The organism is Oceanispirochaeta sp. M1 (assembly GCF_003346715.1).
Classification (GTDB): Bacteria; Spirochaetota; Spirochaetia; order DSM-2461; family DSM-2461; genus Oceanispirochaeta.
This window is the reverse complement of sequence record NZ_QQPQ01000022.1, coordinates 1-24,941: the sequence shown is the minus strand read 5'-3', so window position 1 is coordinate 24,941 and position 24,941 is coordinate 1. Positions and strand designations below refer to the sequence as shown.

14 protein-coding genes are annotated in these 24,941 nt (G+C 45.9%); 7 read left to right on the top strand and 7 right to left on the bottom strand.

Translation table 11 applies throughout. The annotated features are described in order from the left end of the window. Positions 1–65: 65 nt before the first annotated feature. From DV872_RS15770 to DV872_RS15760, 3 genes are read right to left on the bottom strand one after another with little or no spacing between them, the layout of a single operon-like run. The gene (locus DV872_RS15770) at positions 66–3,002 is read right to left on the bottom strand and encodes a hypothetical protein (protein ID WP_114630915.1); all 2,937 of its coding nucleotides are present in this window, start codon (positions 3,000–3,002) and stop codon (positions 66–68) included. Beyond that, complete coding sequence (locus DV872_RS15765) at positions 2,999–4,438, bottom strand: hypothetical protein (protein WP_114630914.1); 1,440 nt, start codon at positions 4,436–4,438, stop codon at positions 2,999–3,001. Before DV872_RS15765 ends, DV872_RS15770 begins: the two co-directional genes overlap by 4 nt. Further along, complete coding sequence (locus DV872_RS15760; protein WP_158547006.1) at positions 4,422–4,769, bottom strand: chitobiase/beta-hexosaminidase C-terminal domain-containing protein; 348 nt, start codon at positions 4,767–4,769, stop codon at positions 4,422–4,424. The genes DV872_RS15765 and DV872_RS15760 overlap by 17 nt, the downstream gene beginning before the upstream one ends. A gap of 290 nt (positions 4,770–5,059) precedes the next feature. Between DV872_RS15760 and DV872_RS15755 the strand changes: the two genes are divergently transcribed. Genes DV872_RS15755 through DV872_RS15740 form a run of 4 tightly spaced genes read left to right on the top strand, consistent with a single transcriptional unit; the run spans position 5,060 to position 12,731 of the window. Beyond that, complete coding sequence (locus DV872_RS15755) at positions 5,060–7,912, top strand: adenylate/guanylate cyclase domain-containing protein (RefSeq protein ID WP_158547005.1); 2,853 nt, start codon at positions 5,060–5,062, stop codon at positions 7,910–7,912. Beyond that, positions 7,896–10,631 (top strand): FecR family protein, encoded by a 2,736-nt coding sequence (locus DV872_RS15750; RefSeq protein ID WP_114630911.1) that lies wholly within the window; start codon positions 7,896–7,898, stop codon positions 10,629–10,631. Before DV872_RS15755 ends, DV872_RS15750 begins: the two co-directional genes overlap by 17 nt. Next, on the top strand, positions 10,621–12,030 hold the full coding sequence (locus DV872_RS15745) for a hypothetical protein (RefSeq protein WP_114630910.1): 1,410 nt from the start codon (positions 10,621–10,623) through the stop codon (positions 12,028–12,030). Before DV872_RS15750 ends, DV872_RS15745 begins: the two co-directional genes overlap by 11 nt. Continuing rightward, a complete protein-coding gene (locus tag DV872_RS15740) occupies positions 12,027–12,731 on the top strand; it encodes a hypothetical protein (RefSeq protein WP_114630909.1) in 705 nt (234 codons plus the stop codon). The genes DV872_RS15745 and DV872_RS15740 overlap by 4 nt, the downstream gene beginning before the upstream one ends. Positions 12,732–12,748: 17 nt before the next feature. Here DV872_RS15740 and nudC read toward each other — a convergent pair whose 3' ends face one another. Continuing rightward, positions 12,749–13,567 carry an NAD(+) diphosphatase gene (gene nudC / locus DV872_RS15735; RefSeq protein WP_158547004.1) on the bottom strand — a complete coding sequence of 273 codons (819 nt, stop codon included), beginning with the start codon at positions 13,565–13,567 and terminating at the stop codon, positions 12,749–12,751. 61 nt (positions 13,568–13,628) lie between these two features. Here nudC and DV872_RS15730 point away from each other — a divergent pair, with 61 nt between their 5' ends. Together DV872_RS15730 and DV872_RS15725 are read left to right on the top strand one after the other, a co-directional pair. After that, on the top strand, positions 13,629–14,735 hold the full coding sequence (locus DV872_RS15730) for a metallophosphoesterase (protein WP_114630907.1): 1,107 nt from the start codon (positions 13,629–13,631) through the stop codon (positions 14,733–14,735). Positions 14,736–14,809: 74 nt separating this feature from the next. Then, positions 14,810–16,345, top strand: a complete 1,536-nt coding sequence (locus DV872_RS15725; RefSeq protein ID WP_114630906.1) for a hypothetical protein — start codon at positions 14,810–14,812, stop codon at positions 16,343–16,345. Between the two features lie 46 nt (positions 16,346–16,391). On the opposite strand, the gene clpB is transcribed toward DV872_RS15725, so the two are convergent. Then, entirely contained in the window at positions 16,392–18,971 is a 2,580-nt protein-coding gene (gene clpB / locus DV872_RS15720) for an ATP-dependent chaperone ClpB (protein WP_114630905.1), read from the bottom strand. A gap of 171 nt (positions 18,972–19,142) precedes the next feature. On the opposite strand from clpB, the gene DV872_RS15715 reads away from it, so the two are divergent. Beyond that, positions 19,143–19,565 carry a DUF3783 domain-containing protein gene (locus DV872_RS15715; RefSeq protein ID WP_114630904.1) on the top strand — a complete coding sequence of 141 codons (423 nt, stop codon included), beginning with the start codon at positions 19,143–19,145 and terminating at the stop codon, positions 19,563–19,565. Position 19,566: 1 nt separating this feature from the next. On the opposite strand, the gene DV872_RS15710 is transcribed toward DV872_RS15715, so the two are convergent. Together DV872_RS15710 and DV872_RS26610 are read right to left on the bottom strand one after the other, a co-directional pair. Next, positions 19,567–23,499, bottom strand: coding sequence for a hypothetical protein (locus tag DV872_RS15710; RefSeq protein ID WP_114630903.1), 3,933 nt, complete (start codon positions 23,497–23,499; stop codon positions 19,567–19,569). After that, a partial coding sequence (locus DV872_RS26610; protein ID WP_158547003.1) for a hypothetical protein occupies positions 23,496–24,941 on the bottom strand: 1,446 nt, incomplete at its 5' end. The genes DV872_RS26610 and DV872_RS15710, both read right to left, overlap by 4 nt.

Sequence of the window (24,941 nt, the reverse complement as noted above, 5' to 3'; positions counted from 1 at the left end):
GTTAGCATAAAAAAAAAAGAACCGGAAGTGATCTTCCGGCTCTTCAAATTTATGAACTCGGTAAGCTATGGGACATGGACACCCTCATATGCACCTGCTTCAGGAGCTCCGTCCTGAACACGGTCAGCCATTTTCAAATCGTAGGGAAAGGGCTCACCGGTAACTTCATTTCCATCTGCATCCGTCCACTTAGTTATGATATGGCTCTCTAGTCCAAAACCATACATAAGCTCTCCATTACTGGCGGAATGAAGATTATCATCAGAAGTTTTCCAGATACCATCCGTACCACTGGGGGAAGCCGTATTGAAAACACCGGGAGGTCCCTGAATCGTATCAGGGGGATCAAGATAAATCGGGGACTCAATGATAGAGGCAGTCAAATCATAAGCACCACCTGAATAATCAAAATCAGTGAGTCCTGCAGCTGTATTATTAACAAAAATACTGCTCAGCAAATGAATATCCGAATTGACTCCATAAACAGTCCCGCTGCCGGTTGCAGCATTTGTAGAGAAGCTGCAAAATGTAATTGCAGCATCAGACTCTTCCATGTATATAGCTGAGCCATTTCCGCTTCCACCATTCGCCTGATTCCCTGTGAAAACCATATTAATGCCTACCAGGGAACTGTTTACCTTGTAGATGGCTCCCCCCTCTCCGCTACTGCCATTATTCTGGTCAAAGATTGTGTTGGCAATAAAAAGTTCTCCCCCTTCCTGATAGATTGCTCCACCCTTCATGGCTTGATTACTGCTGAAAATACAGTTATAAACCATCAGCTTTTCTCTACTGATAATTGAACCACCTTCCGGGGATCCTGCATTACCGCCGCTGTTAAAGTTTATATTCCGCAGAAAAATAACTTTATCACTGCCGCTGTCTTTGTCATCAATAATTATATGGGGATCCATACCGTTACCAATGACAGTCAGACCGCCGTCAGAACCCATAAGTTTAAGATCAGAACTGATATAAAGAGACTCAATCAGATTGAGTGTATAACTACCAGAGGGATATACAATTGTATTGACATCTGATTCTGTATTACAGACATGAATAGCCTCTCTGAGGGTCAGATTGTTCCAGATACCGTCATAAAGATCCCCACCGGGATCTGTGACAGTAATTGTCCCTCCTCCAAGAACCGTATAATCTACTTCAACAGGACCCCTGCTCCAGCTCTTTCCGTCATTATCATTATGAAGATTATTGTATAGATCACGAGTCCATACAGAACTGAGAGTCTGCCCCTTATAGGCTACAGTTAGGGGAACTGTGGATGATGGAACAAATAAGCAATCATTTATATAGCTGTAATAATTAAGAAAACGATAATCTGAATTGGAAGATGAATCAGCATATCCCAGGGCATTTATCTCCTTCGCTTTTTCCAAAAGAACAGATCCATCTTGAACATAAAGGGGTACTCCCAGATTATAAGAGCTGAAATTATTATTTTGAAGTAAATCCGGTCTCATTCCACTGCCGTTTTCCAGGAAGCAGATATCCGCCGGCATTCCGGCTGCAACAGAAAAAATATTATTGATAAAGGAGCCGCCGGACTCATTTAATTTGACAGCCATGCCCTGAGTACTTCCCTTGCCTTCAATAAAATTATTGTAATACCAACCACCCGCACCGCTGCCATCGAGCTGCAGGGCAACTCCCGTGCTTGAGAGGGGAGCCTCAAGATTATAAGAACTGATTCGTGAAGAAATAACCCTAGGTTCTCCGTCAGATCCGACATTTAAACCAACAGAATACGTACCGGCATCTCCCAATAATTGAGAGCTGAAGATATAAGGGGAGGCATTATAGACAGAGAGGGCACTGCCATCTGATACTGAGGAGCCTAAGAGGTCTGTATACTGGATAGTGGGAGAGGCTCCATCAAGGATTGTAACAGCCGATGTAAAATTCTCTACACCGCCCATGGCAGAGACACGCACTCCCTCCAGGATTGTATTGGGACCTACGGCAGCACCTTTATAAGTAATTGATCCCTTATGCTCATCGGCAGTCCCGGAACCTCCTCCTGTGAGGATGATATTACACATCGTGCCATTCCTGATATCCGGGTTCTCATACATCCTTAAACTCCAGTCTGTACTGTCATAGCCGCCTCGGATTGAAAGATTATCCTCTATCACAAGATTCGTACTAAGATTGTATGTGCCGATGGCCAGTCTTATCTCTTTAATTCCTTTACTGGCGGCGTCCGAGATTGCCTCTTCTATATCATTGAGAGGATTATTCTGGGAACCTGATGCTCCGGCTGAACCAGTATTTGAAACATGGATATACTTCTGAACTTCAACATTGGTTTTAACTGTATAGATCTTTGTTGTACCATCATCAAAATCGACTCTGAGAGTTCCACCATTTGCAGGATTAAGAAGAGGGGCAGCATCGCTGTTAAGAACAACTCCATTATAACTGACAACAGCCGTCCCGGATGTTACAAAACTGGGGATCAGCGGCTGCACATTTGTTTCAAAAGGAAAATCAAATACAATAGATTCACCATCGATTCTACCATCGACTGTCACCATAAGACCTGCATTCAGACCAGCCTGAAAAGCAAAAGATTTTAAAGACGTTGAATCATTATCCCCATGACCCGCAACAACTGTGTATTGAACCCGGCTGTTATCTGTCTTGATAAGATCATAAAAAACGGGCGCTGAGAAATTCTGCACAGAACTACCGCTCACCTGCCATATACCATCAACCTGCAGTCCCTTGCCAATGAGTTCAAAACTGGGAATCAGAGAGCTGCTGTCTGTACCTGATGATAAATTAAAATAAATTGTAGAGCCTTGTATCTCGGCTTCAAGATCCGACTCAAAACCTGTGTTTATACTGCTGCTGAATAAGAATGAGCTAATGAGCTGATCACCACTATCAGGGTTGAGATCAATAGATGGTTCTTTACAGGAAAGGATGATGAGAAAAATAATTAACAGGGTTGTAGTAATTTTAAGAGTCCTGTTTTTCACTGATAGAACCTCCCTATTAAATCACCTGTAACATCATCTTTCATAGCTGTGAAATAAGTATTTATCACTCCCCTGGATAGAGACTGAACTGAAGGTGCTGAAGGAGAACTATCATTGCCTATTTTCACCCAGGACTCACCATCCCAGTTGAGAACAGTTGTACCGTAGGCAATGGAAGGGCTGTTCTCAAACCAGCAGATATCCAGAGAAGTATAATCAGATTCAGGAATATAAAGAGCTTCTATATAATCAAGATCTGTCCAGACTCCGGCCAGCTCATTGTAATAGAGTGCTTGTATCGTAAAGGTATTCTCATAATTATGATTACTGCTCCGCGTAAAAATGACTGGAGCCTGCTTTTCATTGTCGTAAAACATATCGATTATGATTCTGTCGGCATCTTCAGAAGAAGAACTGCTCTCATAACTGACACCGGTCCAGGCACTGGAACCCTTATCAAATTTAAAAAGATGAATCAGCCCTTCTGCTTCTCCAAAAGTACAGGCTGCAAAAACATTTGCCCCTCCGTCCGAGACAGCTCTGAAACTCTGGGCATGCAGTGATACTCCATAAGCATCCTCAACCATTGAACTGCCCAGGGGCTGCCAGGCAGCACCATCAAAAGCCCAGACCACAGGATTTTTGCTTAGAGATGAATCATCAATCCATGCAGCAAAAAGATAGTTTGAAGATGCCGTGAAGCTATGTAAACCGGCTGCACTGCCGGTATATGGGGTCGCAATTACAGGACCGGACCAGGCAGCAGGAGGGATACAGGACTGGGCTTCAATATTACCTCCGGGCCCGGTTGTCTGATATACAGACCAAATCTGATAATTCCAGATTTGTGAGTCAAAATTTTCAACATTATTAGCCCCTATACCAAAGGGGTTCCAGGTAATTCCATCCACCATATCAAGGGTATACGCGGATAAGTCGTTTATACTATTTCGATAGACAATGTAGGGGCTCACATTATTCAGGAATCCAGTTCTTATGGAAGCAGCCAGGGCTGCTGCCAGAACCGGACTGGAACCCAGATCCTGCCAACCTGGCTGCAGGATCAATTCCACATCAAACTGTTGAATCATACCGGAGTCGGCTGTCAGTGTATAAGTAACAGGATTACTGAAATTGACCTGAGAGCTCCCGCTGCTCTGCTCCACACCTTCCACTTCCACAGAAACTGCATCCGTAGAGAATCGGGGTGCCCATTGAAATCCGGGAATAGAATAATCAGGATATTCGAGGATGATAGTATTTCCATCCTGCTGCCCTGTCACATCAAAGGCAAGACCGGCATTATCATCTATGTACAGATCAAATGAGTAAAACTCCGTATCCAGCAACCCTAGATCCTCCATATCAGAAGGCTGGGAACAGGAAAAGAGAAGAATTATCAGTATGATGCAAAACAGACTAATCCTGGGGGTCATAATAATACTCCACAAGAGGTCCCGCGGGGTAACCGACACGTACGGCGACTGCCTGAATATGGACCGTATTTGCTGCCAGATAGAGAGGTTCTTCATATATTAGTCCATGGATTTCACTGGGTGTTGAATCATCAATTGTATAACGGATGACTGCATTTTCATCTACACAGACAATACTCAGCATTTTTCCCGGCCTATCATCTCCCGGTTCAGATTCTACAAATTCCGGAAGCTGTATAAAAAAAGGATAGCGCTCGGAGCAGGAAATGAAAAATGACAATATTAACAGAACGGCTGCCGCTCTTATAAATGTATTGTTCTGTCTTGGCACCTGATCCTCCGGGAACATTTTTTAAATTTATCGGCTAGACCCCTTTTTAAGTGAAGTAGTAAAGCCGGTTGATATAAAAAGAGGCAGGAATACCTAACTTTTATTATAATGTAATTAAGGGGATCTATCAGGGCATATTTAAAGATTTCCCAAAAGAATCTGGAGATTCTGCAGAAACAGCTGGTCAACTTTTACTCATTCTTTTGAGTATTTCGGCAGATAATAAGATGAGAGGAAGGACCCTGTGTTTGAAATCAGGCTTCCCTCAATCCCCAGGAAGTGAGAAGGGCATGCCTCAGAATTTGTTACCCTATTTCAAGAAGAACCTGAAAAATCTGGAGACTCTGATTTCCCAGACGGAATCTATGATCCGGCAGTCAGCCACACAGCGCGGCAGAACCGGCAGCGGGCTGATCCACGCATTCTCCGAACTCCACTACCTTGCAGGTTTTTTAAACCTGATAAGCCTCAGCCGACTGAGTTTTCTGGGCGGATTATACCTGACCAGCAAGGCTTCCGGTTCAAGACGCCTGTCAGGAAGAGAAAAGTCTCTTCTTCTGACACTCATGAAACAGATCCGTCAAATCTATGACAGCATCACTATGGCAGAAGACTATGGAAGCTTCATAACTCCTTCCCAGGTAATGATATATCCATCTGTCGAAAGAATAAATGAAGAATCTCTAAAATGGATAATCAAGCGTTTTGCCAGAGAGGGTGTCAGCCTTCCTGCACGTTTCCCCCTCCGGGCAGTATCCATGGAACGTACCCGGACAGGTGACTGGGATCTGAAGGTTCCGGACCCCGTCTTTCATCAGGCAGGCAGGGGAGAATACCTCTCAATCGCCTATATAGATTTAGCAAAATGGGAAAATCCCCTATCCCTTGTCGACAGCCTGAGAACCTGGAAACAGGAGGGAAGTCTTCAGTTTCACGGGCCTCTGGAACTCCCTTTGGAGGAAGAAGCCGATGCACCGACTCTTCCCTATTATTTTATAATCAAAAGCAGGGTTGAACCGGAACGGTTCTGGGAGAAAAACAGGATTCCTGTTCGACTTCTCTCCACTCTTTCCGGCCCTGATCAGAAGATAAAACTGGTTCGAAATGCCGAACCTGACGATAAAAAACTGGATTTTGACCCTGAAGAAACAAAAAATCTGGAAGATCAGACACTCTTTTTTGATCCTGAATCTGTTGCAGAAAGCGAATTTCCTGTAGCAGAAAAAAAGATAACTCATCCTGAAGAGGAAGATCTGGATCAGCTGGATGAAGAGAACTCCGAATTTAATCGCAGGGGCAAGGCTGAACCGGGAACAACCATCAAATATCCCATCGGGATAAAGATGAGTATTATTACCTCACTGATCATTATAATTGCCCTCACAGGTATGATCATGCTGGCTACCTATTTCTTTCTTCAGGACAGTCAGGTCAGAGTGGAAGAGAGTAACCTTAAGATATCTGAGACAATCGCGGCACAGGTTGAAGAGAGTCTTCTGGCTATCGGCAACAGCGCCTCACTCCTTCTTCTGGGAGTAGGAGACGAGGATTCTGTCAGTCAGAGGAACTTTAAAAGCTACTATTTCAGAAGTGAAAGAAATATCCTCTTTGCCGGAATAACCGAAGAAGGCCGGCTCTTCTACAATGAAAGCCTTCTGGCGGAACTGGATGTATCTGAATCCTTTATTCAGGGAGTCATAGACGACCACAGTGAACAGATCCGTCTTGCTAAGGGCGGAACTGCCTCAGTATTCAACGTATCCACCTACTTCGGCATACCCGTTTTGGGAATCACAATTCCCTACAAACAGGAACAGGGAATTAAAACCCTCTTTATACTGACGGATATAAGGGACAACCTTCAGAAAGCCGTACAGTCCAGAGGAATCACAAGCACTTTCATAGTAGATTCCACAGGAAACCTGATAGCTCATCCTGATAAGACTATTGTCACATCGGGAGTGAACCTGGGAGACCTGACCATTGTAAAAGAACTCTTCTCTTCGGCTGTAAACACAGGACAGATCCGCTATGAGCAGGAAGATAAAGAGGTCTTTTTCGGATCGTACAAAAAAATCAGCTTTGGACGCCTGGGTGTTATTACAACGGTACCCGAGGAACTTGCCTTTGAAGCTATATACAGAATTCAGCGGCGGAACATACTTCTGATGATCATGTTTGTAGCCCTGGCTATTCTGATCATCTACTACTACTCAAAATCCCTTTCCGGTCCCATCAGGAAACTTGTGGGTGCAACACAGGCCATTGAAGCGGGGAATTACACACTGGATCTCAAACCCAAGAGCCAGGACGAAGTGGGAGTTTTGACCAGAGCCTTCCTCAACATGGGAATGGGTCTGGAAGAGAAAGAAAGAATCAAAGATGCCTTTGGACGCTTTGTAAACAAAGAGGTAGCCGAACTTGCCGAAAAGGGAGAGATTCAGCTCGGAGGTGAGATCAAGAATGCCACTATATTCTTCTCGGATATCCGCTCCTTTACGGCAATATCTGAACAGCTGACTCCTGAAGAGGTTGTAATCTTCCTCAATGAATATATGACCCTTATGGTAGACTGTGTGAATCAGACGAAGGGTGCTGTAGATAAGTATATAGGTGACGCAATCATGGCCATCTGGGGTGCTCCCATCTCCCACGGAAACGATGCGGAAAATGCCGTAAACGGTGCACTTCTCATGCGTACAGCTCTTAGAAAGTTTAACCAGGACCGCGGCGGAGACCGTAAACCAATTATCAAGATCGGATGCGGACTGAACAGCGGTGAAGTTCTGGCTGGACAGATAGGGTCAAACTACCGGATGGAATACACGGTTATCGGAGATGCTGTAAACCTTGCATCCCGTATCGAAGCTTTGAATAAGCCCATGGGCTCGGATGTACTGATTTCACAGGGTACTGCGGATATCGTAGAGGGTATTTTCGATCTGGTTCCCATGAATAAAATCATGGTTAAAGGAAAATCCGAACCCCAGCAGATCTATGCGGTGCTGGGACGAATGGATAATCCGGACAGACCAAGATCCATGAAGGAACTGAGAGAGAAGGTCGGCATAACAGGCGACTTTGACAATATTGCTGATGTAAACATGGAGAAAGAAGAAGTCAAATATGAGATCATTGATTAAAGACATCTTTCTCAGTATTTTCCTCCTCTCTATTTTCGCCGGGGCCGGTTATTTGTTCTACGAAGACCTCCATGGCGAGATAGGCAATGAGGGTGGAGAGGTGATCGGAGAGATCACCTTTATTGAAAACGGAGCTCAGAGAAAGTTTTCGGGACGCGCCGTCTGGGGTGAGCTTGAGACCAGTGCTCCTGTTTATAACTATGACAGCCTGAGAACAATTGATAATGCCGGTGCCATAATAAAACTGATTGACGGCACAGAAATAACTCTGGCGTCAAACACTTATATTGTTCTTGAGTGGGGAGAAGAAGCCAGAAGCATTGAATTTCTGGGCGGAAATATCTCTGCAGCCGCAAGCGGTAGTGATTCGGACCTCCAGATTAAATCCGAAGATACAGTTATTGCCCTGAATCGAGCCAGTGTAACCCTGAACAAACAGGATGGAGAAGATATCAATCTCTCTGTTGATGAAGGTACTATCGATATTACCAAAGATGGTAAGACAACTAATATAGAAGAGAACTACAGAGCCAGCATCAGTGATGAAATCATAGTGGAACAGGAAGCGGTTAAACTTAAATATCCCTCCAACAACCGTCTTATAGTCACGACATCGGCAGCGGTCCCCATGGAATTCTCATGGGAATCCATTCTACCTCTGAATAATCCCCGTCTTGAGATTGGAGAATACAAGGATTTTTTCAGATTTACAGATTATGAACTGGGACGAAACACCGAGCTCTATTCCATGAACTCCATTCCCGGAACCTATTACTGGCGGATCAGCGGAGAGTTTACTGACGGTACCGAGTATCACAGCCCTCCCAACCGGGTTGTAATTATCAGAGACAATGCTCCCGACCAGCAGGTTCCCTATGTGGATGAGGTTTTTGAATACCGCAACACAGCCCCTGACCTGGCCTTCTCATGGGAAGCATCAACCCTGGCCAACGGCTCCCGGCTGCAGATCGCCACAGACAACGGATTCAACAGCCTTGTGAGCAATACATCTGGTCCGAATAATTTCAGCACCATCAGCAGCCTGACGGAGGGGAGCTACTTCTGGAGGGTCATTCCCCAATATACCGCTGCCGATCTGGTAGCCTATTCAAGCCCGGAAGTCAGGCGATTCTTTATTGAAAAGAATGATAGTCAGGATCCGGCACAGCTGATTCTTCCCCTTGCGGATGAAACGGTTAATCCTCTTAAAGTCAAAGAGGGACTCAGATTCAGCTGGAAGGCGGACAGGGAGATCGGTACTTATCATATCCTTATCTCAAAAGACAGGGAGATGAATGCCCCACTCACGGACCAATGGCTCAGCAGAAACTCCTATCTGATGGAGGATCTTCCCCCTCAGGGAGACTACTACTGGATGATTGAAGGACTGGACCGGGAGAATAAAGCCGTTCCTCCTTCTGAATTCAGGAAGTTTACGGTTATGGAAGCAGTACTTTCCATCGATCCTGTCAAACCCGCAGCCGAAAGCCTCAGCATTGTTGAGAGCTTTGATAATATCCACTTCGCCTGGGAAAGTACTCTGGACGGCCCCTATAAAGTGGAAGTTTTTAGAAAAAGCGGCGGAGGTCTGCCCCTCGTAACACAGGTTACCAATTCAACATCCATAAATATTGTTCTGCCGGGTGCCGGAGAGTATTACTGGCAGGTAACTGTTCTGGATGAAAATGAAAATATAGTCCTGTTAAGCAGTCAGACTGATTTTGAAATGGTTCAGAGGCTGAGTCCTCCTCGTATCACAGGCCCGAATGAGACTGAAGTACTCTCTCTCCTTGGTTCTACTCCTCTTGATATCCGATGGCAGCCTGTAGCCGGCGCATCCTACTATACGGCAGATCTGATTCCCGGAAATGCTGCCTACCCCTCCATGGAACGGGAATCCTCAGCTGAAACCGGGTGGAGTATTATAGAGAAGCGGAATCTGCGTGCCGGAGGATATACCCTTCATGTCCAGGCTCATACCCCTCTCGATGGCGGAATTACAAACAGCAGCCGGAGTGCCATCCGTTCATTCAACCTGGACCAGGTCCAGGATTACGGAGCTCCCCGCCTGACCTATCCGGCCAACGAACAGAGTATCTCCCGTCTGAATATAATAGACAACAAACCCTCTTTCAGATGGGTACAGACTCCCCCATTGGCCAGACAGAGAATAAGGCTCTCTAAAGATCCTAACTTCAGCACACTCATACTGGATGAAGAACTGAGAACTCTCAACAGAGCCATCCCGGATCTGGATCAGGGAAGCTATTATCTGCAGCTTATGGCAAAAGATGAGAAGGGCAATAAATCACCTGACTCCACAATCTACTCCTTTTCCGTCAGCCCAGTACCTCCCCTGCCCGGAGTACAGAGTTTTGAACCCCTGGCTGAACAGATTATTGACATGGAGACAAGGGATGATCTGAAATTCAGCTGGTCATCCATCCCCAAGACTACATATTACAGAGTAGCTCTTTATCCGGAAGCTTCGGCAAAAGCCATATTCAAGGAAGAAAAATGGAGCAGAACGCAGTATAATTTTACTAAGCTGGAAGATCTGAATATCGGGCGGTTCCGCTTTGAAGTTCAGGCCGTGAGAGAGATGGATGGAAAGATTTTCCAGGAAAGTTCTGTTCTCGGCGTCCCTTTTGAACTGACACTTCCGGAGATAGCGGAGATACCTGATATACTTTCACCGGAGCTGCAGTATGCGCGTTAATTTTAAAGTTTTTTTCCTCCTGATACTCCTTCTCACTGCCTGGAATCTGCCGGCAGAGACAAAACTGGTTGAACAGTATATATCCTGGGGCGCCATTGAGGGTGCCTGGGGTTATGAAGTTATTATCAGGCAGGGAGAAGAAGAGATAGTAAGGACCCAGATTAGAGAGGCTGAATATACCTTCTCTCTTCTTCCGGGTGAATATGAGATTCAGATTGCCGTTCTTAATAAATTCAAGAACACCGTAAACTCCACGGATTGGCAGCCCCTTGTAATAAGGGAGGCCCTGCAGCCGGTGATAAGGGATTTCACACCCCGGGAATACTTCCTTAGATCCGAAGGTGATCTGCTGCTTACAGCCCAGGTATATCAGGCTGTGGAGGACAGTCAGTTCTTCCTTATTGATGAAGAAAAAAACAGGACTGCCGGAAAGATAACATCCCTTGAAGGGGAGACAGTTGAGCTTCATTTTGACCTGAACACCCTGACAGCGGGAAACTACATGCTCTACATCCTGAATCCTTCGGGACTTGAAGACCTTGGCGAAGCCACTCCCCTTACTCTTCACCCTGTTATCAAACCTGAAATAAAAGATGTCAGCCTGCGGGATATTCAACAGCAGCAGGTATATAACGATATTGAAGTCAGGGGTAAAAACTTTGAAAAAACAATTGAAGTACGGATAACCCGTCAGGGCCAGGAATTCACACCTTATGAAGTAAAATGGCAATCCGGGGAACTTCTTCTTATTTCGCTGATCACAGGAAACAGACCACCAGGGCGCTACTCCCTTGAACTAATTAACCCTTCGGGAGAATCGGATCTGAAAAAGAACGCCTTTTTCATGGAAGAAGCACCTGAGATGATTGAAATCCGTCATACGCCGCCCTCTGATACCTTCAGTGTTCTGGGAGGATATAATTTTGCTGTCAGCCTGGATCAGAGCCACGGTGATTCTGACCCTATACCATTTGGACTCCTCCTTAAAGCCCGGCATGAGCTGGTAAACTCCAGATTCTGGAAAGCCACCGGCCTCCGCCCTCTGGGTGTGGAACTGGCTGTAAACAGCTCACACCTGGACTATAAAAATGCCCCCTTTGTATACTCCGAGTTATTCACCGGCTTCTTTATGTACTATCAGGTAAAGCTGACAAAGGGCTGGTCTCTCATACCCCGCCTGGGCATGGGAGTCAGCTATCTATGGGTCAATGAAGATGGGATATTCGGTGAACCGATTCAGGGTGATACAGGAATATCCTTCGGTGGTGGAAGCAGTCTGCAGAAAATATGGCAGTCCGGAGTTTTAATAGAAAGCGGATTTGATTTTAGATTCACATCTTACACAGGCGGCTCTTTTTTCTCCATGTACCCCTGGATTGCAGGAGGCTACAGATTTTGAAAAAAGTAATCATACTGCTGCTGTGCAGCTTTGTATTTAATATAACCATTCTCACGGCTCAGGAAACCCCGGTTCCACCATCAGAAGCGGACTCTGGAGAATCTGAAGATCCGGAACTGGAAGCCTACAAAAAGGAGCAGCAGGCATATTTTAATACCGGATTTGAACTCTATATTCATTATCCCATAAGCATGCACTTCCCGGGCTGGAGTTATCCGGAAGTGAATTACGATCTGTGGATAATGGAGTTTCAGCTTCCCGGTCCCAATGTCAGCTGGGGAGGCCTGGGCGCAGGGTTCGAAATTGACTTTGGCAGCCGCAAAAAGATACTTAGAAATATGGGAATTGGAAATCTGACAGAGATCAGTATTCTCAGCTCATTCAATATGATGGATGGAGTTAAGCTCGGTCTGTTGTTGAACTACCCGTACATCTACTACTCAACAAAGAGGGAGAAGGGATTGAACTTCACTTTCAGAGCTGGAGTCGGTTTGGGAATAGCAATAGACTCGGAAGAGCTCTTTGCCTACCCTGAGGAAAAAGACCACCCCTTCGGAGCAGTCTATGCCCTTGAAGGAGCGCTTGTATTTCCTGTAGGACGATTCCGTTTTCAGACTGGTGCGGCTTACCGTTTTCTGGCGATCAACAGCAAGAATATCCATATGTTTACCCCCTTGTTCAGGGCGGGTTACAGATTCTAGGAAAGCCTCAGAAAGGGTCAGTGCCTATCGCGATAATCCATCAGCATTCTGCCGGCAATACTCCCGGTTGACGGAATCTCGGGCATAGTCTCTCTGGTAAACCATTTAGCATCATCGATTTCTTTGCCGTCAGGGATTGGTACGGCATCCGGATCGGTACATTCGGCCGTGAATGCCAGCATCAGAGAGTGCGGCATGGGCCAGGACTGGGAATCAAAAAAGCGTAGATTCTCCACCTCAAGCCCCACTTCCTCCATGACTTCCCTGCGGACTGTCTGTTCCAGGTTTTCTCCTGGATCCACAAATCCGGCTACATGAGAATAGAGACCTTCGGGAAAGTTCACATTATGAGCCAGAAGGATCTCATCTCCCCTGGTAATTCTTGTTATAACAGCCGGTGCTATTACCGGATACCAGGCTTCTTTACAATCAGGACAGTGATATGCATTCTCTGTTTCAGACTTTACTGTCCGGGCAGCGCAGGCTCCGCAGAAACGATGTGTCCTGCTCCATTCAAGAAGCTGTTTTGCCTGGCTCAAAGGGAACTGTCTCTCCCCGTCCATGGCTCTGAAGACAGTAATAAATTCGGTCCATTCCAGGGCTGATGGAAGATCTATTTTTTCCTTGAACGACAGTACAGTACAGTTTTTACAATCCACTGTACCTATAAAAAGCTTATCCGCTGCTTTATCAGTTGTGTCATTAATCTCAGGAGATGAATCCAGAAAGGGAATTCCCCTCTGATTCACAGCAATACTTCGCTCATTTTCGGAAAATATGATATAACAGCCAAAACCGGAAGTCTCCGCTGACTCTAAACCGGGAATAAATTTCATTTTAGGACTCCATGTACTAAACTTGTATAATATAGAAGGCATCTAGCCAAGAGGTAGAAATGTGGCAGAAACTCTGCTGGTAGGAAATATCATACAGGAGAACCTGGAAAAGACATACGACCGTGCCAGACGGATAGAGATAGACAAGAAAAGCAAAATTATTGTCCTGAGCGATTTCCATCTGGGAAGCGGCAGACACCGTGACGAATTTAAAAAGAATGCACAGCTGGTAATGACTGTATTGAGGGAGTGGTATCTCCCCCGGGGTTATACCCTGATCCTGAACGGTGACATAGAAGAACTGCACAGATTGAGACTTCACACCATAAGTCAGGCCTGGGAAGAGTTATACATCCTTTTTCTTGAATTCAAAAATGGCCCGGGTCTTTATAAGATTCAGGGTAATCATGACAGCGGCCCTTCCTTTGCCTGGAAAACAGGACGGAGTGCTGCGGAACTGGAAGTAAACAGTGAAATTCTCCCTTCAGTGATCCTGGAATACGAAGAAGAGGAGATACTTGTACTCCACGGACATCAGGCCTCTCTCTACAATTCCCCCATGAAACACAGGATTAATCAATTTTTCCTCCGCTATCTGGCCCACCCTCTTCATATCAATAATATCAAGAGAGATTTTCTGAGCGATAAACCCCTGAAGGCGGAACAGAGGATTTTTGAATTTGCCAGGAAAAAAGGTATTGTTGCTATGGCCGGACATACACACCGGGCCCTGTTTGAAGGCCATTCAGAAGAGGAATATCTGAAGATCCGGATAGACAAGATGATCCGTGAATATATGCTGCAGAAAGAGCCTGTGGATGAAGAGCTGGTAAATGCAATCCGCAACACCGCCGTAATTCTTCAGCAGCTCCTTGAAAATGAAGACTATAAAAGCAGAGGCAGCATTTATGATCCCCTCTCCATAGCCTGCCTTTTTAATTCGGGCACCGTTATCCACAGATTCGGAGCCACCTGCCTTGAGATTGACCGGGGAAGAATCTATCTGAATGCCTGGTTTGACAAGAATAATCCCCAAAGCCGGATTTTTCTCTATGACCCCAACTACAAACCAATAAAGGAGGCTACCTGGATTCAAAAATATACTCTGAAATCGGACGATCTGGACTATATATTCACAAGACTCAACCTGCTTAATGATAAGAAATAAAGAAAGAGTCTGAAAAGCATTGCAGAATCTCCGGTTTTAATTTAATTATTAAGACAGGTTCCAAAGATGAAAGTATGCAAACAATAGAGAATCAAGCATTTAAGACATCCATTGCAGAAGACCTGCAGGATCTGCTGTCCATATCTACAGGACTCAGTGAATACAGGGCTGAAGAAGTCAACAGACCCCTGCTGGGGCGCCTGTATCTGGAATCCTCACGCTGTGAGGAACTTCTGGATGCCTACGGGGCTCAGCATAATGACCAATGGAGTCCTTTAAGAAAAATCACCGCTGTTATCAAGGCCTTCTCAAAGGTAGGCTACAGCCTTCTTCATATAAAAAACGCAGCCCCCTCTTACAATCTTGTTCAGCTGGATGAGAACTTTGCTGATGCTACAGATCGTATGATCGCATCAATTTTCAGCATACTGATGAAATCCTGTAAAGAGATATGCCGGCTGAATGAAAGCCTGGATATCAATCATGATCTTAAACCAATGAGCTCATACCGCTTCGGTGAAAATGAAGTTCTGGGACGTCTGCATTCAGACAGAATCAGAAAGGCATCTGAATACCCCGGTAAAACCGCAGTTTATCTGGCAACTTCATTTCTGAATCTTGCAGAAGAGAGTATCATGCTTAAAATCTACAAGAAGCTGAATGAGGAAGAGTACAGTGCGGCCATTCCCGAAGAGGTTTCCGAAGAGAAACTGAGACTTCTTGAAAATAAGTTTCATAATCTGCAATCCCTTTATGACACATACCTTTCGGGTTCCGATGTAGCCCAGAAAGATCCCAGCCTCCCCGTACTTCGAGGACATATATCCGTGGTCTACCACCTGCTGGAATGCGCCACAAACATGACCCATTACTATGAAAGACACAGCCTGTATTTTCATGAAAAGACAGTGCTCACTGCTCCGGTACAGGATAAGGAGCTGCTCACACATCTGATGCAGTACTTCATCTCCTTTCCAGAGCGTTATATTCTTGCTTCACAGAAACTATGTAAGGAAATTCTGAAGCATTACGCCGAGATGGGAGAGATCAAAGTTCCCATCCCCAATTACAGAGGATTCCATGTGCGGCCCTCTACTCTGATAGCAAAGATTGTTGTTCATTACGGAAGTGATGTGACCATGATGCTGGGAAATAATGAGTATAACGCCTCCATGCCTCTGGAACTGTTCAGAGCCAATGAGGAGATCAATCAGGTCAAACGGAAGAGTGTTTCCCAGTGCCTGGTAACCCATAAACTGATTGCCCAGGATATTTCGGCACAGTATGATGTTCCCCTGATGAAAAAGATTCTGAGAATCGTATTTCTGGATCTTCTGGAAAAACAGAAAATAATGATCTACGACAATAACTTTTCATTTGAGGACCTGACTCCATTGGAGAATGAGACTCTTGGTGAGTTTTCCAAGAGAGGAATTGCTCTCTATCTGGCTATGGGTAAAATCGATATTGTCAGTGATACGACGGTCAGCTTCAAGGGAGACAAAAGAGTCCTTCAGGATCTTGAGACCCTGGCCAACCACGGCTACGGAGAGGACAAGTTCGGAAACAACATCGTCCTCCCCCCCACTCTTTCCTATCTTAGACGCTGATTCATTCAGGCCGGGATTTCTCCCAGACGCCGTCTATAATCAAGAATTAAATTTCTGTTTTAAAAACCAGCTGATCCCCTTCTTTTCTGCAATACACCGTATCCCCTTCAAGAAAAGTTCCTTTAAGCAGCTCCTTTGAAAGAGGATTTTGAATCAGATTCTGAACGGCTCTTCTTAAGGGACGGGCTCCGAAGGCAGGATCAAATCCCTCTTCCGCCAGCCAGTCCAGGGCATCATCACTGATATCAAATTTCATCTTCTTCTCTTTCAGACGCTCAGTGAGCTGAGCAGTCAGGAGACGTACGATTCCTCTGATATGCTCTTTCTGCAAGCTGTTAAATGTAATAATATCATCAATTCTGTTCAGGAACTCGGGCTTGAAAGTCCGTTTCAAAAGATCCTGGAGCAATTTGTTTGTTTCGGTTCCTGTCCCCTTCTCCATAATTATTTCAGAACCCAGGTTGCTGGTCATGATAATGATGGCATTCCTGAAATCGACAACCCTGCCCTGGCTGTCTGTCAGGCGTCCGTCATCAAGAAGCTGCAAAAGAATATTGAATACATCGGGATGTGCCTTCTCAATCTCGTCAAAAAGTACGACTGAATAGGGACGGCGGCGTACGGCTTCGGTAAGCTGTCCCCCTTCCTCATAACCCACATATCCCGGAGGAGCTCCTACCAGGCGGGAGACGGAGAACTTCTCCATATACTCACTCATATCTAACCTGGTCAGAGACTTTTCATCATTGAAAAGAAAATCTGCCAAAGTCTTGGCCAGCTCTGTTTTTCCCACTCCTGTGGGTCCTAGAAAGATAAATGACCCCAAGGGCCTGCCCAGGTCGGAGAGGCCGCTCTTGTTCCTCCTGATAGCATCAGAGACAGTCTGTACGGCTGACTCCTGTCCAATCACACGTTTTGAGAGGATCTCTTCAAGAACCAGGTATTTTTCCTTCTCAGAGGAGAGCATCTTGTCCACAGGAATACCGGTCCATGTGGAGACTACCCTGGCGATATCCTCTTCACGGACTTCTTCTCTCAGCAGACTTTTTTCTCCCTGAATTCGCTGAAGCTCCATAGAAGCGGCAGCCAGTTCGGTCTGAGCCTGGGGAATGGCACCGTGCTTGATTTCTGCTGCTCCCGCCAGATTACCTTCTCTCTCATACTGGGCTTCCTGACGCTTCAGATCTTCCAGTTTTGAGTTGATGTCACGTATACCGGAAATAACTCCCTTCTCATTCTGCCACTGCAGATGGAGAGCATCTCTGTCTACCTGGAGATTACTCAAAGTCTTCTGAATGACTGCCAGCCTCTCCTTAGATGCCGCATCGGGCTCAGAGGAGAGGGACTGCTTCTCGATTTCCAGCTGCAGTATCTTCCGCTGCAGACGGTCCAGCTCCAGGGGCTGACTCTCAATTTCCATCTTCAGACGGCTGGCGGCTTCATCAACCAGGTCAATGGCCTTGTCCGGGAGAAAACGTGAAGTTATATAGCGGTCTGATAGAACAGCTGCTGAGATCAGGGCTTCATCCCTGATACGTACACCGTGGTGTACCTCATACCGTTCCTTGATTCCACGCAGAATTGTAATAGAATCTTCAACACTTGGTTCCGCGGTATAGACCTGCTGAAAGCGTCTTTCAAACGCCGGATCTTTCTCGATATGCTTTCGGTATTCATCCAGGGTGGTTGCCCCCACGGTCCGTAGCTCTCCTCTGGCCAGTGCGGGTTTCAGAAGATTGGATGCATCCGTAGACCCCTCGGCGGCGCCAGCCCCCATAAGGGAGTGAAGTTCATCTATAAAGAGAATAATTTGTCCGTTGGCATCGGTGATCTCCTTAATAACGGCCTTTAGGCGCTCTTCAAATTCCCCGCGGAATTTCGCACCTGCAACAAGGGAGCCGAGATCCAGGGCCAGAAGCTTTTTATCCTTGAGTGAATCGGGAACATCCCCCTCCACAATACGCAGGGCAAGGCCTTCAGCTATGGCGGTCTTACCAACACCGGGCTCCCCGATCAGTACGGGATTGTTCTTAGTACGGCGGCAGAGAACCTGCATTACACGGCGAATCTCCTCATCCCGGCCGATAACAGGATCAAGTTTGTCCTGTCTGGCGAGGGCAGTCAGATCCCGGCAGTAGCGGTCCAGTACCTGGTACTGGGTTTCAGGATTCTCTGAGGTAACCCGATGGGACCCCCGTATGGAGACAAGAGCCTGCAGAACCGCATCTTTACTGACTCCGTGGCGCTGCAGCATTTTACTGCCGATCCCCTTTGAAACAGAGAGAGCCAGAAGCAGATGCTCAGTGGAGATAAACTCATCCTTTAAATTGCCGGCTTCCTGTTCCGCCTGCATGAAGATCTTTCTTAATGCAGGAGCGGCCGAACTTTCCATGGTATCACCATAGGCTCTTGGTTTTGACTGGAGCGCTGAGACCAGTTCATCCTGAAGGGATTCCTTGTGAATACCCAGGCGGTCCATAAGAGGCGGAATGACTCCGTCTACCTGCTCCATCAGTGCCAGGAGCAGATGTTCCTCATCGATAAGAGTGTGATTGTATTTCTGAGCCAGACGGGAAGCTTCTGAAATTGCTTCCTGAGCTTTTACTGTAAAATTCTGGGGGGCCATATTTTCCTCCGTCAGGAATTATAGATAGTATAGCTTTAAAATACTGCCGGAAGAGCGCCGGGTCAAATAAGAAGAACGATTTCATTGGAAAGGAGAGAAAAAAAGGAGTACATTTGCATTATTCCCCCTCCACTGTCCCGGTAGGAAGCAGTGAGAAACAAGGACTAAAAAATGGTACAGGAAATTTGCCTTTTAAGAGGTTTTACAAAAGAACAGGCGGCTCAGGCCCTGGAAATAATATCTGCCGAGGGTGGAGAGTTTCAAACAAGCTTTGCTCCCATGACCGATGAGATGACAAAAATGAAGATGGAAGCACTGCTGGAATCTCTTTTTGAGGGGAAAACAGTTGGCGGCAATCCCCTTCGCGAAGGGCACAGAGTTGTAATTATGGGAGTCGCCGCCAAACCAAGGGCTATCTCTATAATGCGGGCAGTAAAATCAATCTCTGCAGAACCCCAGGACATTGTTTTTGCAATGGTGACTCAGACATCACTGAAGTGGACACTCCAGGAGTACATCAATCATGTGTCTGAGGAACATGAGTATATGAAGACTCATAATCCGGCGGAAGACCCGGATATGAAAAAAATCTGACTTACTTCCACTCGGGAACTATGACCTTCAATACAGAAATGCCGTCCATATCAGCAACATAGGCATATGAGCCTGACGGGGCGGCATCCACAGCAAAAACATCTTCACAGAGAGACACTTTCAGAGGCTGCAGCGCATCATCAATCCTATACACTGACAGTCCCATAATTCCCTCTGACAGATAGAATAGATCACCCTTATACTGCATGCTTTCAGCATCATTACTGGAAATCACAGCCTTGATAACAGGATGTTCAGGATTCCTGATATCCAGCAATGTGACACCCTTTTTATGGAGAACGTAAAGAATATCGCCCCTGATCATCAGCTGCCTGATTCCCAGGTACTCTGTAAAACGCTCAGTTTCCATAAACTGATCATCCAGCTTCTCAGCCAGAATAAGACCATCTTTATTATCACCCAGAAACAGACTTGTTCCATAGAATGCCGCATCCCGGGGATCTGTTGAATAGAAGCGTGAAGCATATGTCAGATTATGACTGCCCCCTGTATCTTCATCAAGAAAGATCAGCCCTTCACCCGATGAGATAACAGCAAGCTGTGAACCGTAGGGAATAATCCGTCTGGCACGGCCGGTAACAGGGTGAACCAGCATGGGTTCGGGGGATGAATCGGAGAGCCTGAAGAGTTTAACTCCTCCCGGGCCGTCTGCCACATAAAGGACATCATCCTTTATGAGAATATCCTCTGCAAAATCTGTATCAAAACGTCTGAGGAGACTCGTCTCATTCATATTGGCCGGACTGCCTGCCTGATATACTGAAACTCCGCCCTGCCTGTCAGTAACCCAGAGCCTTTGGCCATCTGCAATGACACCGTAAGCCTTACCGGGAGTAACCCAGTTGTGCTGTACAAAGGACTGACCGAAAAGGTATGTCCGGACAACCTTCAGACCGCCGATATCCGCAAGAAGTGCATAATCATCGGCCATGGCCAGAGCCTTGACCTCAGTACCGCCGAAGATACCGAAATTCCGGGGATCTTCAGGACGGCTCACATCAACTGCCTTCATTCCGCCCTTTCCATCAGCAATCATGGCATAGTCTTCCCATAGACGGATCATGCGGGCATCACGGCTGGCAAAACGGCTCAGCTCATTCCATTCAGATTCCGATCTCTTTTCATAGATAATCATCCCTTCAGAACCGCAGGCCAGATAGATAAGACCATCCTTTACAAGAATGTCATGAACAGGAAATTCATCGATTGTATTAACAAGCCTGGGACTGTAGGGGTTGGAAATATCCACAAGGACCATTCCGTCATCACCCATTGCACCATAGAGATAGGAATCCTGCAGATCCAGCTGTGTAATTTTCAAATCACGCATGGTACTGAGACGCTGAGGATTCTGTCTGTCTGAAATATCAAAGATCTGAAGTCCAAGCTGGCTGTCTGCCAGAAATACAAAATTGTCTCTTCCTGCTACCGAAAGAGCCCCCGGTGTTACACGGGACATTACAGTATAGGGTCTGGTGGGCTCTTCAATATTTACAACCTGAAAGCCCTCATCCCCGGAAGCCAGATATACATATTCCTCACCCAGATAGACATCTTTGACTCCCTTCTGATCAAGGAATCCGATGCTCTCAGGCTTCTGAGGAATTGAAATATCCATGATATGAAAACCGCCGTCACCGGCAGCGATATAGGCATAGTCACCCTGCACCGAGATCTTCTCGGGAATAATCTGTCTATAGTGGGAGGAGAGAGTAATCTTCTCTGAGGGAGATTCCACACTGGCTGCGGGTACGGCATAACTCAAAGGTCCTGAAACCGCAGCAGGTTCTATACGGTAGAAATAGCTCACTCCATAGGTGGCTGTTGCATCGATATATTCCTGACCCCTGTGATTATCCACCAGGAGGGAAAACTTTTCCTCATCCTCTGTTCGTCTCCAGATTCTGAAAGAGTCGGCAGCAGAAATGGAATTCCAGCTCAGCCTGACCTGTTCAAATCCCCCCTCGGCTTTCAAATCCAATGTGCCGGGAGCAAGAGGTACAGCCTCACTCACTTCTGACCAGAAACGTCCCTCTTCAGTCAGAATCTCAAGTTTTGCCCTGTAGAGTCTTCCATTGACAGTTCTGTCGAGAACAAGGGGAGGTTTAATATTAGTGAAGCTGGCGACAGGATTCTTATCGGGTTCTACACCCGGATTATTATTAAGATAGAGGTTCTGCTCGAGAGCACCGCTGACTTCTTCCCATGAGAATACAAGACGTCCATCCTGAGGCTCCATGGCAAAGCTCGGAATATCTCCGCTTCCGGGAACAAGACGGATCACCACTGTTTCCTGAGAATCATTATTCCCCCGGGCCTCCAGCTGGAGCATCTGCTCACCCATCCGGTCTTTCATATTCAGGGCCATATTAAAGCTTCCGTCACTTTCCACACGGATCGAACCGCTTAATGCCTCATTACCCAGTTCACGATCCTGGGGAACAAGCCTGTAGGTCAGAGACTGAATACCCTCCAGCCCGGCAATTCCTTTATAAGGATCGATCAGCTGACCTTTAACAGCCAATAGAGCTCCGTAGCTTCTCTCTGCAGTTTCAACATCTGTCACAATACCAGGAGGCTGATTTCCATCCTGAAGGTTAAAACTCTGCCGACTCACACGCCCTGCAAAGTCTTCTGATTCCAGAATAAGAACTTGAGTCCCCTCAAGACCGGCTGTCATCAGATCCATCTGAAAACTGCCGTTTTCATCCATAAAAACTGTATTAGTATAATCACCCATGCCAGGGATCTTCCAGGTCAGAGAGCGGACACGACTATCTTCATCCCCTTCTTCTACAGGAATACACTTTCCTTCCAGCAATAGGGAGGATCTGTAATATCCATCAGGACGGGGACTGTCTATCAGAATCCGGGGACCTTCAATCAAAACAACTGGAACTTCAACTATTTCTTCAACAGCCTCTTCAATTACAAGTTCTTCTACCACAATTTCTTCAGGTTCAGCTTCGGGAGGAGCAATTACAAGGGCCGCAGGCTCTTCTTCTAAAGGTTCCTCTTCAACAATCAGAACAGGTTCTTCTACAGGGATTTCCTCCGGGACTATAACAACCATTGGTTCTTCTACAGGAGTTTCTTCCGGGACTATAACAACCATTGGTTCTTCTACAGGAGTTTCCTCCGGAACGATTACAACCATAGGTTCTTCTACTGGAGTTTCCTCCGGAACGATTACAACCATAGGTTCTTCGACGGGAGTTTCCTCCGGAACGATTACAACCATAGGTTCTTCGACGGGAGTTTCCTCCGGGACGATAACAACCATAGGTTCTTCTACAGGAGTTTCTTCCGGGACGATAACAACCATAGGTTCTTCCACAGGAGTTTCCTCCGGAACTATAACAATCATAGGTTCTTCTACAGGAGTTTCCTCCGGGATTATTACAACTACAGGTTCATCTGCAGCAATTATGACAGGGACTTCCTCAGGAATTTCCTCCCGGGGTTCTTCAACGGCAATAATAACAGGCACATCAGGTTCAGGAACAACCGGGTCTTTACCCGGAGGTTCAATACTCTCTGATGATCTTGTAACAAAGTTTTTCCAATCGTCAGGAAGGATGGCAGATTGACCTATTTCAAGAATTAACTCTACCCCGGGTTCCGGCATAAGAGGGGGCTGATCATAGGGGAGAGCCTGTATAACAACAGGAGCATCTTCAACAAAAGTAGCCTCTGGGAGAACAAGTTCTTCCCTGACCAAAGGAGGCTCTTCGACAACAGCAGGAGCAGGCTCCATGACCTGAGGAGGCTCTTCCAATACGGCAACAGCCTCTTCTACCGGTTCAGGAGTCTTCGCCAAACCAGCAGACTTATCTCTAAACACTAATAGCAGTACAACCGTGAGAATAATTAAAGATAACAGCAGGATCTGAGTCCGCTTCAAGGATTTCATGTTTTACTCATTTTCTTCAGAACCATTACAAATCCGATGGAAAGCAAAGCCATTAGCAATACTCCCATAATCTGAATAAGCAGTGCACCCGAAGTTTTTTCACTTATTTCACTCTCAGTACCCACAACAACCTGAATCTCTGTTGCAGCACCCATCAGGAATGGAGTTGCCGATACGGTTATGGTTTCAGGTTCAACAATAACCGGTTCTAATGCATTGACCATATCTTTCAAACGAGCTCTGGACAACTTCGGAGTCATCAGACTCTGGAGCTGTGCTTCATATTCTGCTTCATTGAAGGCGATCTCATCCATTGCTCCCTTAAGAACAGTATCCGAGGTATCAAGATCTTCAATAATCCTATCAGGAACAGGTATATCAACTGCGGCAGATCCTCTTCTGTAACTGACAGGATAAGCCATAAAAGCACTAGCCTTCTCATGAGAACTGATTTCAGACATATCGGCCGAAACAAACTGTTCACCCTCTTCAGCTCTAATGGAATTACTGGATGAATAGTCATAGGTTCTGACTGATTTGTAGCTTGTAGGGGTAGTATCAGGGATGAGATCCGGCTGGAGGGTCATGATGGGGGTGGATAGACCTGAATCAGCATTAGCTCCAGTTGAAGTGAGTGTATAATCAGTATAGTTTGGGTTACCCGCAGTATCTGGATATATATCATCCGAGATTACATAGCTCTGCTCATTAAAAACATATGTAGTAGTAGTGTATGTATATACAGTATTCCCACTAGAAAGAACTGGTGTTTTATTTTGAGGTAATGAATCCGCAAGGGTTATACTACTGCCTCCGGGATAAGCATCCTTAAATGTAATTACGACTTCATCAGTATCAATTCCAGTAATTGAATCAATTGCACTCTCTTTTTCTGTATCCAGGGTAAAACCTATTGTTTTTTCATCATAGTTACCTGCCTCATCATATACCCGGAGCGTAAGAGTATTACTTCCCTGTAAAGCATCCGCCGAGTAAGTCGAATAGTCGATAGAATCGGCACTAATGTCATCAGCACTGGTTTCAGATCCAGTAAAGCTACCAAAAGTATATTGATAACCGCGGAAATTATCATCCAGATCCGACAATGACGTGCCTCCACTGCCATCATTAACACTTAGTGATATATCAGTATCCGTATCATTCGCATAACCATTGATATAGGTCGTCCCACCATCAACAACGATTCCATCACTGACAATAGTATTATTATCTGTAAATGCGAGGGTTAAATAACTGATAATGGGTGCATCATTATCATAAGTAATAGAGCTATCACTTACAGGGAGCTCATTATCGGCTCTATCATAGACTGTTGACGTAAAAGATATTGTCGTATCTTGAGTTGGCTCGACAGCAAGACTGCTGATCAATTGAGTCTTGGAATAAGATTTAATTGATCCTGCCTCTTCAAGATCCACGCT

What these genes read in the sequence shown, in the direction of transcription:
- clpB (WP_114630905.1), bottom strand. Translation starts at nt 18,971, where the DNA reads ATGGCCCCCCAGAATTTTACAGTAAAAGCTCAGGAAGCAATTTCAGAA.
- DV872_RS15745 (WP_114630910.1), top strand. Translation starts at nt 10,621, where the DNA reads ATGCGCGTTAATTTTAAAGTTTTTTTCCTCCTGATACTCCTTCTCACT.
- DV872_RS15710 (WP_114630903.1), bottom strand. Translation starts at nt 23,499, where the DNA reads ATGAAATCCTTGAAGCGGACTCAGATCCTGCTGTTATCTTTAATTATT.
- nudC (WP_158547004.1), bottom strand. Translation starts at nt 13,567, where the DNA reads ATGAAATTTATTCCCGGTTTAGAGTCAGCGGAGACTTCCGGTTTTGGC.
- DV872_RS15755 (WP_158547005.1), top strand. Translation starts at nt 5,060, where the DNA reads ATGCCTCAGAATTTGTTACCCTATTTCAAGAAGAACCTGAAAAATCTG.
- DV872_RS15715 (WP_114630904.1), top strand. Translation starts at nt 19,143, where the DNA reads ATGGTACAGGAAATTTGCCTTTTAAGAGGTTTTACAAAAGAACAGGCG.
- DV872_RS15725 (WP_114630906.1), top strand. Translation starts at nt 14,810, where the DNA reads ATGCAAACAATAGAGAATCAAGCATTTAAGACATCCATTGCAGAAGAC.
- DV872_RS15765 (WP_114630914.1), bottom strand. Translation starts at nt 4,438, where the DNA reads ATGACCCCCAGGATTAGTCTGTTTTGCATCATACTGATAATTCTTCTC.
- DV872_RS15750 (WP_114630911.1), top strand. Translation starts at nt 7,896, where the DNA reads ATGAGATCATTGATTAAAGACATCTTTCTCAGTATTTTCCTCCTCTCT.